The 14425-nt window shown below is 56.9% G+C and carries 13 protein-coding genes; 4 read left to right on the top strand and 9 right to left on the bottom strand.

Annotation, left to right across the window (positions count from 1 at the left end):
- Positions 1-49 precede the first annotated feature (49 nt).
- From GOW56_RS07820 to GOW56_RS07810, 3 genes are all read right to left on the bottom strand, one after another.
- A complete protein-coding gene (locus tag GOW56_RS07820) occupies positions 50-1639 on the bottom strand; it encodes a proline/glycine betaine ABC transporter permease (protein WP_152458503.1) in 1590 nt (529 codons plus the stop codon).
- Positions 1632-2669 (bottom strand): glycine betaine/L-proline ABC transporter ATP-binding protein, encoded by a 1038-nt coding sequence (locus GOW56_RS07815; protein WP_171167455.1) that lies wholly within the window; start codon positions 2667-2669, stop codon positions 1632-1634. The genes GOW56_RS07820 and GOW56_RS07815 overlap by 8 nt, the downstream gene beginning before the upstream one ends.
- A 78-nt stretch (positions 2670-2747) precedes the next feature.
- Complete coding sequence (locus GOW56_RS07810; protein WP_152458505.1) at positions 2748-3698, bottom strand: glycine betaine ABC transporter substrate-binding protein; 951 nt, start codon at positions 3696-3698, stop codon at positions 2748-2750.
- 602 nt (positions 3699-4300) lie between these two features.
- Between GOW56_RS07810 and GOW56_RS07805 the strand changes: the two genes are divergently transcribed.
- The 4 genes from GOW56_RS07805 to GOW56_RS07790 are packed head-to-tail and all read left to right on the top strand — an operon-like array spanning position 4301 to position 7293.
- Positions 4301-4969 carry a cupin domain-containing protein gene (locus tag GOW56_RS07805; RefSeq protein ID WP_171115184.1) on the top strand — a complete coding sequence of 223 codons (669 nt, stop codon included), beginning with the start codon at positions 4301-4303 and terminating at the stop codon, positions 4967-4969.
- Between the two features lie 3 nt (positions 4970-4972).
- Positions 4973-5656: an SDR family NAD(P)-dependent oxidoreductase gene (locus tag GOW56_RS07800; protein ID WP_171205513.1), complete on the top strand. Its 684-nt coding sequence runs from the start codon at positions 4973-4975 to the stop codon at positions 5654-5656.
- 3 nt (positions 5657-5659) lie between these two features.
- Complete coding sequence (locus GOW56_RS07795) at positions 5660-6736, top strand: NAD(P)/FAD-dependent oxidoreductase (RefSeq protein ID WP_171205512.1); 1077 nt, start codon at positions 5660-5662, stop codon at positions 6734-6736.
- Positions 6727-7293 (top strand): TetR/AcrR family transcriptional regulator, encoded by a 567-nt coding sequence (locus GOW56_RS07790; protein ID WP_152458509.1) that lies wholly within the window; start codon positions 6727-6729, stop codon positions 7291-7293. The genes GOW56_RS07795 and GOW56_RS07790 overlap by 10 nt, the downstream gene beginning before the upstream one ends.
- Positions 7294-7405: 112 nt before the next feature.
- Here GOW56_RS07790 and GOW56_RS07785 read toward each other — a convergent pair whose 3' ends face one another.
- From GOW56_RS07785 to GOW56_RS07760, 6 genes are read right to left on the bottom strand one after another with little or no spacing between them, the layout of a single operon-like run.
- Positions 7406-8560: a Gfo/Idh/MocA family protein gene (locus GOW56_RS07785; RefSeq protein WP_171115177.1), complete on the bottom strand. Its 1155-nt coding sequence runs from the start codon at positions 8558-8560 to the stop codon at positions 7406-7408.
- Positions 8560-9615, bottom strand: a complete 1056-nt coding sequence (locus GOW56_RS07780) for a sugar phosphate isomerase/epimerase (RefSeq protein ID WP_171205511.1) — start codon at positions 9613-9615, stop codon at positions 8560-8562. Before GOW56_RS07780 ends, GOW56_RS07785 begins: the two co-directional genes overlap by 1 nt.
- Positions 9616-9642: 27 nt before the next feature.
- The gene (locus tag GOW56_RS07775; RefSeq protein ID WP_371807884.1) at positions 9643-10671 is read right to left on the bottom strand and encodes a LacI family DNA-binding transcriptional regulator; all 1029 of its coding nucleotides are present in this window, start codon (positions 10669-10671) and stop codon (positions 9643-9645) included.
- 37 nt (positions 10672-10708) lie between these two features.
- The gene (locus GOW56_RS07770; protein WP_171205509.1) at positions 10709-12331 is read right to left on the bottom strand and encodes a dihydroxyacetone kinase subunit DhaK; all 1623 of its coding nucleotides are present in this window, start codon (positions 12329-12331) and stop codon (positions 10709-10711) included.
- Between the two features lie 11 nt (positions 12332-12342).
- Positions 12343-13335 (bottom strand): ABC transporter ATP-binding protein, encoded by a 993-nt coding sequence (locus GOW56_RS07765; protein ID WP_171205508.1) that lies wholly within the window; start codon positions 13333-13335, stop codon positions 12343-12345.
- Positions 13328-14425: an ABC transporter ATP-binding protein gene (locus GOW56_RS07760; RefSeq protein ID WP_152458515.1), complete on the bottom strand. Its 1098-nt coding sequence runs from the start codon at positions 14423-14425 to the stop codon at positions 13328-13330. The genes GOW56_RS07765 and GOW56_RS07760 overlap by 8 nt, the downstream gene beginning before the upstream one ends.

Below are 14425 nucleotides of genomic sequence, written 5' to 3'. Positions count from 1 at the left end.
CCTCGGATCAAAGAAAAGCGCCCCCGATCAGAACCGGGGGCGTTTGCGTTCAGAGTTTTTCGTCTTCTCGTCGGAACGCGCCCTGCACGATCCGGTCCATGACCATGGCAAGGAACAGGATCGCAAAGCCCCCCAGCAGGCCCGGCCCCTTGGCAGCGTATTGCAGCGCCTCGAGGATTTCCTTGCCCAAACCGCCCCCGCCAATCAGTGAGATGATCACGACCATGGACAGGCACATCAGGATCGTCTGGTTCACACCGGTCATGATCGATGGCAGCGCCAGCGGGATTTCAACATCCTTCAACAGTTGCCATTTCGACGCGCCAAAAGCGACGGCAGCTTCTTTGATGCTTTCCGGAACCCCGCGCATGCCCAGTGCCGTCAGGCGGATCACAGGCGGCATGCCAAAGATGATGGTGGCCAGAATCCCCGGCGGGTTGCCGGTGCCGAAGAAGGCGATGATCGGGATCAGGTAGACGAAGGCGGGAAGCGTCTGCATCAGGTCCAGAACCGGTTCCGCCGCGCGATAAGCGCGCTGCGATTTGCCGAACCAGATACCCAGCGGAATGCCGAAGACGACGCACAGCAACACCGCCGCACCGACCAGAGCAACCGTTTCCATCGCCACGTCCCAATACCCCAGCAACGCGATATAGGCCAGGGAAGACGCGGTGAAGATGGCAACCCTTGGTCCCGCCGCACGCCAGGCCGTCACACAAATGACCAGCATGACCACCGGCCAGGGCGACCCAATCAGTGCAATCGTCAGCGCATCAAGCACCGAGCGCACACCCGCCACGATCCCGTCAAAGATGTCGCCGCCCGCCGCAGCGGCCGCATCAATCCTGGCCTCCATCCAGTTTGCCAGGCTCGAGAACAGCGTGCCGTTGCCCTCGCCAAGAAACATCGCAGAGACTTGCTGTTCCGGGAACGCGTCCAACAATGGAAGGGATGCGTTCACGGTGAACTTGTACACGATCAATGGTCCGATTGCTGCGACAAGGATCGCACCCATGACGATGTTACGGGTCGAACGCCCGCTTTCAGTGCTGTCCGGATCGATACGCCAGTTCGAATACTGTTTTTCGTAGACGCGGTCGGCGTAGAACCCTTGAACCAACTTGAACACCAGCAACATCAACAACCCGGTAATCAGGATTCCTGCCGCCTCGGACTGGGCGGCGGCAGCCCTTTCCAGACTTGTGGCCGCTGCTTTCTGTATGTTCTCGGCCAGTTTGGTGAAACGGTCGATATCGGCCTGTTCCGTGGCATCCGCTGCGCGCGCCAACAGTTCGGCCGCACGTTCCTGCTGACGCGCAGCGCGCTCGGCGAAATCCGCGCCGGGATTGCCCCACGCGCCCCTGCCGATCTGGACCCACGCGATGATCTCAAGGATCAGAAAGGTCCAGAACATGCCCCAAATGGCGCGTGACGCAGACCAGAATGGCCCCAGCACCGCGGCCCACTTGTTGAACGTGTTGGGAATCGCGCTGGTCGCATCATGAATCTTGTGGAACGCATTGACATAGTAGTCACCGTTCGGACCCGCGAACTCTTTGATGGAAAGGTCCAGGGCCTCGCGATCGACCTCGATATCAGAGGCGGCCGTTACTTTCATCTCTGTTGCAGCATCAGTCATTTTTGCCCCCCTGGATACCGCGCAACAGGCGCGGCTTGGTCACGACACCCACATCGATACCCGCATCCGTGATGACGACCGGCAGATCAGAATTCACGGCCAGGTCGATCAATTGATCCAGATCCGCGCCCTCGTCGGCTCGGGGCGCACCGTCAAGTGGCCCTGAGTAACTGCCCACCGGCTCCATGATGGAATGCGCCTTGACCAGTTTGAGCTTTGAGATGCCCTGAACGAATTCGCGCACGTAATCGTCGGACGGGTTCATGACGATGTCTTCGGGGGTTCCGATCTGTACGATGACGCCATCTTTCATGATCGCAATCCGGTGGCCGATCCGAATGGCTTCGTCCAGATCGTGGGTGATGAACAGCGTGGTCTTTTTGAGCTGCGCCACAAGTGCTTTGAACTGGTCCTGCAATTGCAGGCGGATCAGCGGATCAAGGGCAGAGAACGGTTCATCCATCAACAGGATTTCCGGGTCCGAGGCCAGCGCCCGCGCGATCCCCACGCGTTGCTGCATCCCGCCCGAAAGCTCTTTGGGCAGGCGGTCCTCGTAACCTGTCAGATTCACCAGGCTCAGCGCGTGATCCGAGACGGCCCAGCGCTTTGACTTGGACACCTTTCGGATCTCCAACGGATAGGCCACATTATCGCGCACGGAACGATGCGGCATCAGCGCCATGTGCTGAAAGACCATCCCGATTTGCTGGGCGCGAATGCGGCGCAACTCGGATTCCGACAGTTTCGAAACGTCGTGACCCAGAATCTCGATCCGACCCGCCGTGGGTTCGATCAATCGATTCACATGTCGCACCAATGTGGACTTGCCCGAGCCGGACAGCCCCATGATACAGAAAATCTCACCCCTCGGCACTTCGAACGTGGCGCCCTGAACGCCGACAACACAGTTGAACCGCTCCAGAACCTCCGGCTTGCCTATGCCTTCGTTTCTGACGGCTTCCATTGCCTCTTCCGCACGCGAGCCGAAGATCTTCCAAACGTTTTCTAATTTTACGACAGGTTCGTCCATTTATCCCCCACAGGGCGATGCCCTGCCCGACAGAAAAAGGCCGCCGCGGTTTTGCGCGACGGCCCGAAGAGTGGTGATTTAGTTGGTCAGCCAGCCGATGACGGTGTCTTCATTTGCAGCCACCCATTCCTTGGCGAAATCCGCAGCTTCGATGTTGTCGACGGCCAGCGCCTTACCCATCGCGCTAAGATCGTCGCCTGTCATCTGGTAGTTGCTGAACAGGGCGGCCACTTCGGGATAGCTCTCTTCCAGTTCCTTGGCGTAGTGCAAGTGAAGCGTTGCTCCGTTCCAGGCCGAGGACGCCTCGGACTTGGACAACCAATCCGGATCATCCGTGGGCTGAACGATTGTCCAGGTGGCCGGATCATGAGGCGGTTCTTCCAGAACCGTCAGATCCTGTGTCACGAAGATATAGTGGGGGCTGTAGCAAAACCCGATCCACGGGTCGCCCGCTTTGGTTGCATTTGCCAGATTGGCATAGGCAATGGTTTCTTCGTATTCCGTCAGCTCGAAGATCTGGTCATAGCCATAGGACTTGGCCCGGATCTTCTCGACAACGGTCGACGCCCAACCCGGCGCACCGATCCATACCTCGGGTGTTCCGTTGCCATCAGTATCAAAGATCGCAACCTTGTCGGGGTCGCTCAGGTCATCGATCGATTTGATGTCATATTGTTCCGCGATATAGGTCGGCACGCACATGCCCTGTTCGGCCTGAACCGGGTTTTGGTTCATGACGACGGTGCCGTTTTCCTTGACATAGGTATCGTGCAGGTTCTGCTGATTGGGCATCCACACTTCCGGATGGACATGCATCGAACCGCTGTCCATCGCCTCGAAGACAATCGGGTTGGTGCCGTTTTGCAATTCCACGTCCAGGCCGAGGTTTTCTTCGATCACGACCTCAAGAATATGTGCCGTGGCGTTCACCGAGGCCCAGTTGGGCACACCGATCACGATATCCGCGGCCATGGCCGGCCCGGCAATCGCGAAAGACGCGCTTCCAAGTAGCGTTGCAATTTTTTTCATCTGATATCTCCGTGTTGGGTAGCTTCCGCGCTTGTTTTTCTCACCCTCTCGGGCAGCGGTGCGCTCAGGTTTTTGGTGTGGAAAGGTAGTGCCTTTCGGTTTTTTGGGGCCAGCAAAATCAAATGCTGACATAGCCCCGAAAGTGAAGCATGCGGATGCGTTGCCCATCAAGGGTTACGTCTTTCTACCTCATAAATGCGATATTATCACAAGTTTGTTTCGACTTCATGCAATTCAATGCGGTATTTCCGAAACCTCCGAAACCGAAGATACCCGCTGTTTTCATGAGCACTGAATTGCCTCGCGCGAAAACCACAGCCAGTTTCAAAACGGCTATTGAAGCTTTCCTTTTGCAGGAAGCAATTGATATCAAGCAGATATTGCTGCACCTGATATAGCGTGTCGCGCACGCCCCGCCCTCAAAACGAGGCGTGAAACCTCTCCGTGGCGGTTGCGCCACCTAACCGTACGACCAAGCCCCCTGACAAGAAACCGTTCAACACTCTGTGAAACGTGTCGAGTATTCTAGTTTTGCAGCTGGCGCTTACCTACCTACTAGTAGATAATATCATGCGTCGTAACCAAGGAAGAGACCTGACCCCATGGAAATCAATTCGGACTTCTCTGACCGCGTTGTCGTTCACTCAGACCAGCTGGAATGGCAGGCCTCTCCTATGAAGGGTGTGGATCGCAGGATGTTGGACCGGATCGGAGGCGAGGTCGCACGGGCCACCACTATCGTGCGTTATGCGCCGGGCAGTCATTTCTCTGCCCACACCCATACCGGCGGCGAGGAATTCATTGTCCTTGACGGTGTATTTCAGGATGAACACGGCGACTATCCGGTGGGGACCTATGTGCGCAATCCGCCAACCTCGCAACACACACCGGGGTCGGAACCGGGATGCACGATCTTCGTCAAGCTCTGGCAGTTCGACATGAACGACCGAACCCAGTTTCGCAAAAACATGGTGGATGAGCTGCGCGCGCCCGCGAACGGCATCGCCACCGCAGTCCTGCATGAGGATGCGCGCGAGATAGTGACCTACTCCCATCTGGACGCGGGCGCGACGCTGCGCTCGGACGCCCCTGGCGGGATCGAGGTTCTGATCATCGACGGGTCGGTCACCGAAGGCGGGGACGAACTGGTCAAAAACGATTGGCTGCGCCTGCCTGAAGGCCATAGCCTGACGGCCGTTGCTGGGGCGGACGGGGCCAAAATCTGGATGAAGACAGGCCACCTGCCTTACGCCCAACCGCCGGCGGTGTAACCGATGGCTGAACAAAAAACCTTGGCGCTTGTCGCCGGAGCGGGGGCTGGGCTTGGCCAGGCGTTGGTGTCGCGTTTCCAGGCCGAAGGCATGGTGACCGTGGGTCTGGGCCGAACCCAACCCGACAACCCAATCGGTTCCTTTCATCAGGTCGATCTGTCCGACCCCGGCGAAACGGCACCGGTCATAGCCGATTTGATTGCCACTTACGGGCCGCCCAAGATCGTGGTGCACAACACCGCAGAACTGGTGATCTCACCCTTCCTGAAAACAACGCTGAACGATTACCAGCGCAGCTGGACGTCGATGGTGCAAACGCTGATCGTGCTGGCGCAATCGGTGATGCAGCCGATGGTCCGTGGCGGTGGCGGAACCTTGATCGTGTCGGGTGCAACCGCCTCTCTGCGCGGTGGTGCACAGTTTTCAGCATTTGCTTCGGCCAAGTTTGCCCTGCGCGGGCTGACACAATCGCTTGCACGAGAGTTTCAACCGGTAGGCGTGCATATCACGCATGTCACTCTGGACGGCATAATCGACACGGCCCGGTCACGCGACCGGCACAGTCTGGACCCAGCCAAAATGATGAAGCCCGAAAATATTGCCGAGGTATATTGGCAACTGGCGCAACAACCCAGGTCGACTTGGACCCAAGAGCTGGACCTGCGTCCTTCAACTGAGGGGTTCTGATCCATGCGCACCGATACGCTCATCATCGGCGGTGGGCTTTCAGGGCTCAGCCTGGCGACACAGCTTGTGGATCAGGGTCAGGAAGTTCTGGTTGTTGAGGCGCGCAGCCGTCTGGGCGGACGCATTCTGACCGAGTTTCAGGGGAACGCCCATCTGGACATGGGTCCGGCTTGGTTCTGGCCCGGCCAGCCACGTATCGCAGCGCTGACAGACCGGCTGGGCCTGCACCGGTTTGACCAATTCAGTTCCGGCGCGCTGAGTTTCGAAGATGAACAGGGCCGTGTTGAGCGGGGCCGCGGGTTTTCATCCATGGAAGGGTCATATCGTCTGGTCGGGGGGCTCGCTGCTTTGACAGATGCGCTGTCGGCACGGTTGCCGGATGGGACAATTCACCTGTCCACGCAGATCACCGTCTTGGCCTGCACCGAAGGTGGGGTTCGGGTCACCACGCAATCTGGGCAGCATATTTTGGCAAACCGTGTGGTACTTGCCGTGCCCCCACGCATCGCGGCCGAGTTGATCTATGAGCCCGCCCTGCCCGATGGCACGTTGTCAGCCATGCGGCACATCGCGACCTGGATGGCCGGGCAGGCCAAAGCGGTTGCGGTCTATGACACTCCGTTCTGGCGCGAAGACGGACTGTCAGGGGATGCTATGAGCCGGCACGGTCCCATGGCGGAAATCCACGACGCGTCGCCTGCCAGCGGTGGTCCCTTCGCGCTGTTCGGTTTCATCGGCATCCCTGCGCAAGCGCGCCGGGATGAAGGGGATGTGCGGCAGCAGGTTCTGGCTCAGCTGGGGCGATTGTTCGGGCGCAAGGCGATCAGCCCCAGCGCGCTTTTGCTGAAAGACTGGGCGTTTGACCGCTTCACAGCGACCAACCTGGACCTTCAGCCCGTATATGCCCATCCGCAATACGGCATGCCGAAGGCCATGAGGCGGATCTGGGAAGACCGGATCATTTTCAGTGGCACCGAAACAGCCGCGCAATTTGGGGGATATCTGGAAGGTGCATTGGAAGCAGCAGAAAACACCGCGGCATTGTTGAGCGCAAATAGGATGAACGTGGTATGGAAATAGATACAAAAACCGCTTTGCTGAATTCTGCCGAATTTGCCGTACGCAGCAAAGGCTTCGACGGCTTCAGCTATGCCGACCTCGCCAATGATGTGGGCATCCGCAAGGCATCGATCCACTATCACTTCCCGACCAAAGCCGCGCTGTCAGCCGCTTTAATGACACGCTACCATACCGAGTCTACGGGACGCTGCGACGAGATCGAGGAAACTTGTGACACGGCGGGCGGGCGTATGCGTGCGCTGATCGCGCTGTATCGCGCGGCTTTGAACGACGGAAAAACCCTGTGCTTATGTGTGTCGCTGATCATCAGCCGGGAAAGCTTGTCGAATGAGGTCACCGACAAAATCCGCGAGTTCCGGCGCATGATGACCCGGTGGATCGAGAATGTCTTTGCGCTTGGCAAAACCGATCATTCGATCACTGGCGTTGAAGATCCGAAAGCAGAAGCACGCGCGGCATTGGCCTTGCTGGAAGGCGCTCATCTGACGGCGCGGGCCGAGAATAGCGCCCAAACCTTTGATGACGCCGTGGAAGTGCTAGCAGCACGTTGTTTGTGACACGGCCTAAGTTAGCTTATACAAAATGGCCGCGTCGATTGTTGAGGCGCCTGCCCGCCTCAACCCGGTTTTTCAAACAAGGCCGGCAATTCAACCCGCAAAACAGAAAGCCTCACTCCAGCTTTACCCAGGCCGAATTTCTGGCAGAGCTTTGCACGCATGCGGCCACAAACCTGACGCCTTCAAGCCCATCCCGGACCGTTGGATAGACAACGGATGCGTCAGGTGAACTTCCGTTTCTGAACGCCAGTATGGCTTCGGCTGCTTCGCCATAGATATTGGCGAACCCTTCCAGGTAACCTTCGGGGTGTCCCGGGGGCACTCTGCTGAGCCGATTGGCCGCATCCCCTGCCGCAGCCCCATTTCGGGTGATCAGACGCTTTGGCTCTCCGTAAGGAGTAAACCAAAGATAGTTCGGGTCTTCCTGAGCCCACTCGATGCCGCCCTTTTCGCCGTACACACGCAATCGCAGAGCGTTTTCGTTACCGGGCGCAACCTGCGAAGACCACAGCATGCCGCGGGCTCCGCCTTGGAACCTCAGCAACACATGCGCGTTATCGTCGACCTGACGCCCCGGCACAAAAGCCTGCAAATCCGCCGCAAGGCTTTCTGCCCTTAATCCGGTTACAAAGCAGGCAATATTATACGCATGAGTTCCAATATCACCGGTTGATCCTCCGGCACCGGAGCGTTCCGGATCAGTCCTCCACTCGGCCTGCTTGAAATCCTGCGGCTCTGTCAGCCAGTCTTGCGGATACTCAACCTGAACCACGCGGATCTTGCCGATATCCCCGTTGGCAACCATCTCACGCGCTTGCCGAACCATTGGATAGCCCGTGTAGTTGTGGGTAAGGATGAACAGCGCGTTTGAGTTTTCAGCGGTTTTGACCAGTTTCTTCGCATCACCAAGGGTCGACGTAAGCGGCTTATCGCAAATCACGTGAATGCCGCGTTTCAGAAACTCACGCGCGGCAGCATAGTGAACGTGATTTGGCGTGACGATCGAAACCGCTTCGATCCCGGATTTCAAACGCGCTTCTCGCATCGCCATTTGCTTGAAGTCATCGTAAACCCGCTCGAGGCCCAGCGCCTCGCCGCTTTCCCGGGATTTTTCGGGCGTCGAGGACAACGCGCCTGCAACCAGCTCGAACTTGTCATCCAGTCGCGCGGCTATGCGGTGGACACCGCCGATGAAAGCATCGTTTCCGCCGCCGACCATACCAAGGCGAATGCGCCCCGTTCTTTCTTCGTTGCGTCCTGTTACCATCAGCCTATCCCCAGCATTTTCCGATTGGCCGCTTCGTCGGTGCCGCCGTCGGCAAAGTCGTCAAAGGCCTTCTCGGTCACGCGAATAATGTGATCGGAAACGAACTGCGCACCTTCACGCGCGCCATCCTCGGGATGTTTCAGGCAGCATTCCCATTCGACCACGGCCCAGCCATCAAAGTCGTTTGCCGCCATCTTGGAAAAGACAGCCCCGAAATCCACCTGCCCATCACCGAGTGACCTGAACCGCCCTGCCCGATCGACCCAGCTTTGATAGCCGGAATAGACACCTTGCTTTCCGGTCGGATTGAACTCGGCATCCTTTACGTGAAACATCCGGATGCGGTCTTTGTAGATGTCGATATTGTCAAGGTAATCGAGGCATTGCAGGACATAATGCGACGGGTCGTACAGCATGCACGCCCGCGCATGGTTGCCTGTTCGTTCAAGGAACATTTCGTATGTCACCCCGTCATGAAGATCCTCGCCGGGGTGGATTTCATAGCAAACATCAACGCCACAGTCTTCGGCGTGGTCCAAAATCGGCACCCAACGACGGGCGAGCTCATCAAATGCGGTTTCAATCAGACCAGCAGGACGTTGAGGCCAGGGATACACGTAAGGCCAGGCCAGCGCGCCAGAGAATGTTGCATGAGCCGAGATTCCCAAATTCCGAGAGGCTGAAAGCGCTTTCTTGACCTGATCAACGGCCCATTCCTGCCGGGCTTTGGGATCTCCCCTGACGCTTTCGGCCGCAAAACCATCAAACGCCGTATCATAGGCCGGGTGAACAGCGACAAGTTGGCCTTGCAGGTGCGTCGATAATTCTGTGACTTCAACGCCGTTCTCTTGGGCTTTGCCCTTGAAGTCATCGCAATAGTCTTTGCTTGTCGCGGCCGTTTCAAGGTCGAACAACCGCCCGTCCCAACTGGGCACTTGAACGCCCCTGTATCCGCAATCCGCCGCCCATTTGGTTATGGCGTCCCATGAATTGAACGGCGCTTCGTCACCGGCAAATTGTGCAAGAAATAATGCAGGCCCTTTGATCGTCTTCATTCAGTTTCCTCCCCGAAACCAATGCCTCTATGGCGGCAAGTTTTCCTTCAGATAGATGTCGATGCGGATGCGTTCCTGTGATTTGTTGAAAGGGACTTTGTCCGATGTTGCACGCAACAGACGCACGGCGGACCGCACCAGATGCCCGGAGTCCTGCGAGATCAGCGCGTCAAAGGTGCCACGGCGAAGCGCATCACGACTAAGCGGCGTGAGTTCATGCGCGATAATGACCAGATCCTTGCTGATTCTGCTCTCTGACAGAAATTGAACCAAACCCGCATTGCCCGCGGCGGAAGAGTATATTCCGACCAGGTCAGGGTAGGTCTCAAATATCCCAGGCATCATCTTGTAGATCAGATCCGGGTCATCTCTGCCCTCGACAGACGCCACGACTTCCAGATGAGGGAACTCTTCAGCGACAACAAGATCAAATCCCTGGCGCCGCTCCAGATGATCACGTGCCAAACGTGAGCCCGTCAGAACCAAAACCTTACCCGGACGATGCACAAAGCGCCCCATCAACTGAGCTGCGGTTCGCCCGGCCGAAACGTTATCGATCCCGACAAAATGATCTCTGTCCGAGCTTGGCAAGTCCGACACCAATGCAACCACTGGAATGCCTTTATCCCTGACCCTCTTCACAGCGTCGCGGACCGAAGGCGTTTCCGGCCCGAATACGGCCACTCCGTCGACATTCAGGCGGTCGACCCCATCCAGAATGTTAACTATGTCCTGAGGCTCGAACGGAGCGACCTTTTTTATCGTGACCCGTGTTCTTTCGATGAACTGATCGCGCGATTGTTCAGCTATCTGATCGCATATCGCCTTGACAAATTCATTGCCGGCATCCGGCAGAATAAAGACGAAATTGTAGACACGGTTCCGCGCGAGGTTGGCAGCAGCGGTGTCGCGCACATACCCAAGCTCATCAATCGCCTTTTGTACTTTCTGCACGGTCACCGCCCGCACACCGGGACGCCTGTTCAAGACCCGGTCAACAGTCGCCAGACTGACACCCGCAACGCGCGCGATGTCGTTTACGGTTGGTTTTTTCACCAATTCTAGTTTTTGCTTTTGGTCTTCCACGTGTCTTTCAGCCCTCAATCTCCCGTGCCAAGCCTTCGAACAACAATGCAACAGCTTCTGCACCCGGGTCGTTATGTCCGATCAGGTTTTCTTCGGGAACATAGGCTGCGCGGCCTGCCTTGGCACGGTGAATATTTGCGGTTTTGTCAGCACCTTCGCGCGCGGCTTGCGCGGCTTGCACCAGCCCTGAAGGCAGCGCCTCAAGCGCAGGTGCCAGAGCATCAATCATTGTCCTGTCGCCAACTTTGGCCCCACCTACCTGGCTGACCCGGTTCAGGCCTTCGACCAAAGACTTTGATATGGAAGCGCCACTGGCACAGGCATCTCCGGCGGCATTGAAAAAGATCGCCAGGATCACACCGGAAGATCCCCCCATGGTCTGGCTCAGCTCATTGCCCAGCGCGGGAAACAATTGCGTCAGATCCGCAAGAGGCATTCGATCCAGGCTTCCCTGCAAAGATCTGGCTGCTGTCGCCAAGGTACTGCCTGTATCTCCATCTCCGGATTTCGCGTCCAATTCGTTCAGGTCTTTCTCGGCTTGGATCAGCAGTTCGGCCAAGCGATTTATTGTTTCCTTGGTCGTCGGGTTGTTCGACGGGATGGGGTCAATCGGGGTCAAACCATCAGGCAAAGGGGCAATTCGAACCGGCTTTATCGTTTTGACCCCTGGCCATGCCACCAACTCGACCGGTTCTTCCAACGCCAACAAGTCACTCGGATCAACCGGCAGAATCGAAACAGAAAATCCATGCATGTCCAGCGAAGTCATCAGCGGTGCCGGACCGATAATATGTCCCGCGATACCGGTTTCGGACAAGGCGTGCGTCAAAACAGACATCTCAAGCGGTGTTGTAGACCCCAAGTTGTTTACCAGCGCCACGCAGTCACCCGCCCCCACTCGCTGCTGCAACTTTTCCACGACGGTGGACATTGCGGTCACGGCATTTGCGAACTCCACCTGCTCAACACCCGGCTCGCCGTGAATACCCAGCCCGAGCTCTGCTTTGCCGGGGGCAATCCTGTCTTCTTTCGGGGAACCCGGAACGGTGCAGGTGTCCAAACTCATCCCGATACTGACTACTTTCTCGACTACGTTCTTAGCGGCCTTGGTTACAGTTTCCAGATCAGCCCCACGTTCTGCCAATGCTCCGGCAATCTTGTGCACGAACAAGGTCCCTGCTACGCCACGCGGTTGCGGCAGGTCAGGAAGCGCGATGTCATCATCGACCACTACCATTTCCACCTTGCGCCCCAATGCGCGGGCGCGCTCGGCCGCCAGTCCAAAATTCAGCCGGTCGCCAGTATAATTCTTGACGATCAGCAAACACCCCGCCTCACCGGTCACGGCCAGAATGCCCGCCAGGACAGCTTCTACCGATGGGGACGCAAAAACCTCTCCGCATACGGCCGCAGTTAACATTCCCGCGCCCACAAACCCGGCATGGGCAGGTTCGTGGCCGGAACCTCCGCCCGAAACCAGGGCGACTTTCGATTTGTCCCAATCTGATCTGTAGACAACTTTGATATGAGGGTACCCATCCAATCTGGTCAGTGCCCCACCTGAGGATGCAAGAAGACCATCTATCGCCTCGGTCACGAGGGTTTCTTTTGTGTTGAGGAACTGGGCCATGCTTTTGCTCCTTAATTCACGCGCGCGCCGGACGCGTCAAAATACAACGGGTTTCGTGGGCTAATTTTGATAGTCTTACCTGCGGGGTAATCTTGATGGACATCGATCAGCGTCACGACCGGATGGCCATTCAAGTCCAGATGAAGTCGGGTTTGGTCACCCAGGTGTTCGGCACGTATCACGCGCGCGTCACTGCCTTCGCCTTCAATGATGTTTTCCGGGCGAAGACCAATCTGCGGGCCCTTGTGATCTCCTCCGAACAACTCCGACGGAAGGATATTTATCCGCGGCAGACCCAATCGACTGGCAACATAAACACTGCACGGGTTTTCATAGATGTCCCTTGGCGTGCCGTACTGAACCAGCCTGCCCTCTTCCAGAACTCCGATATGCGTTGCCATTGTCATGGCCTCAACCTGATCATGAGTCACATACAAAAGCGTAGACCCAAGGTCGGCCTGAATTCTCTTGAGCTCGACGCGCAGATCCGCTCTCAGCTTGGCATCCAGTGAACTGAGCGGCTCGTCCATCAAGAAAATTTGGGGATCCCGCACCAAGGCGCGGCCAATCGAAACACGTTGCATCTCTCCGCCGGACAATTCCGTGGCCTTGTTGTCCAGCTTGTGCGGGATTTGCAGGATTTCCGCGACTTCGTTCACCTTTTGCTTGATCTGATCCTCAGGAGTTTTCAGGATCGGCGAACGCAGTGGAAACGACAGATTCTCGCGCACCGTCATATGCGGGTACAGCGAATATTGCTGAAAAACCATCGCCACATCGCGTTGGGCAGGCGTTTCCAGGCCAACATCTCGGCCGGCGATGCGTACCGATCCCGAATCCATCTTCTCGAGTCCGGAAATCAATCGAAGCGTTGTCGTTTTTCCCGCACCTGTCGGACCCAAAAGCACGACGAAGGCACCATCGGGAATTGTCATCGAGATACCGTCGACGGCTTGAACAGTTCCGAATGACTTCGAGATGTTCTGCAAAATGACTTCAGCCATTGCTCAGCACCTCTTCGTTCAGGGCGGATTTCAGCGCCCGGCCCGTGGAGCGCTCAAAAAGAGTCACCGTTGTCGAACGGAAATCCAATCCCACGGTTTCACCCGGCGCAACCTTTTCACCTGCGCCGATGCGGGCCTTCAACTCACCGTTCGGGCTTTGCAATGTCACGATCTGGGTTGTCCCCAGGTATTCAGCTGCCAGAACTTTGGCCCGATAGTCACTGTCGTCGGACAAAAAAACATGTTCCGGCCGGACACCGAAGACCAGTTCCCCTTCCGCCCCCTCCATCAGCTTCGGGACCGCTTCGTCATGGCCGTTCAGCCTGACCCTTTCAGAGCCGGGTGCCACTTTTCCCTGAAACGGCAAGAAGTTCATTGACGGAGATCCTATGAAATCCGCCACAAACATGGTCGCAGGTTTGTCGTAGATTTCTTGCGGCGTTCCGAATTGTTCGATCACTGCGTTATTCATGACAACAATCTTGTCGCCCATCTGCATGGCTTCTAGCTGATCGTGTGTGACGTAAACCGTTGTCGCTCCCATTCGATCGTGAAGCGCGCGCAACTCTTCGGCCATATGCTCGCGAAATTCGGCATCCAAAGCGCCAAGAGGTTCGTCCATCATGAACGCCTTGGGCTCGCGAACGATCGCCCGCCCAAGTGCAACGCGCTGCCTGTCGCCACCCGAAAGCCCCCCCACCGGGCTTTCCAGAATGTCAGTTATCCCCAGAATTCCGGCAACTTCTTCGACTTTGGCTTTGACGGCTGCACGTGACATGCCTTGTGAAATCAGTGGATAGCTGATGTTCTTGCGAACATTCATGTGCGGATACAGCGCGAACATCTGGAAAACGAACGCTATGTCACGTTCTGAAGGCGGCTTTTGGCTGATTTCCTCACCATCCAAATAGATTTCGCCGGAAGTCGGAAGTTCCAGCCCCGCAATCATCCTGAGCGTTGTCGTCTTTCCACATCCCGACGGCCCAAGCAGCATGAAAAACTCACCGTCCTCAATTGTAAAAGAGCTTTCGCGCACAGCAGTGAAATCGCCGAACATCTTCTTTACGTTTTTGACTATGATTTGGGCCAT

The sequence above is a fragment of the Ruegeria sp. HKCCA0235A genome (genome assembly GCF_013033235.1).
Classification (GTDB): Bacteria; Pseudomonadota; Alphaproteobacteria; order Rhodobacterales; family Rhodobacteraceae; genus Ruegeria.
The sequence above is the reverse complement of the archived record's forward strand: the minus strand, read 5'-3'. Positions and strand labels throughout refer to the sequence as shown.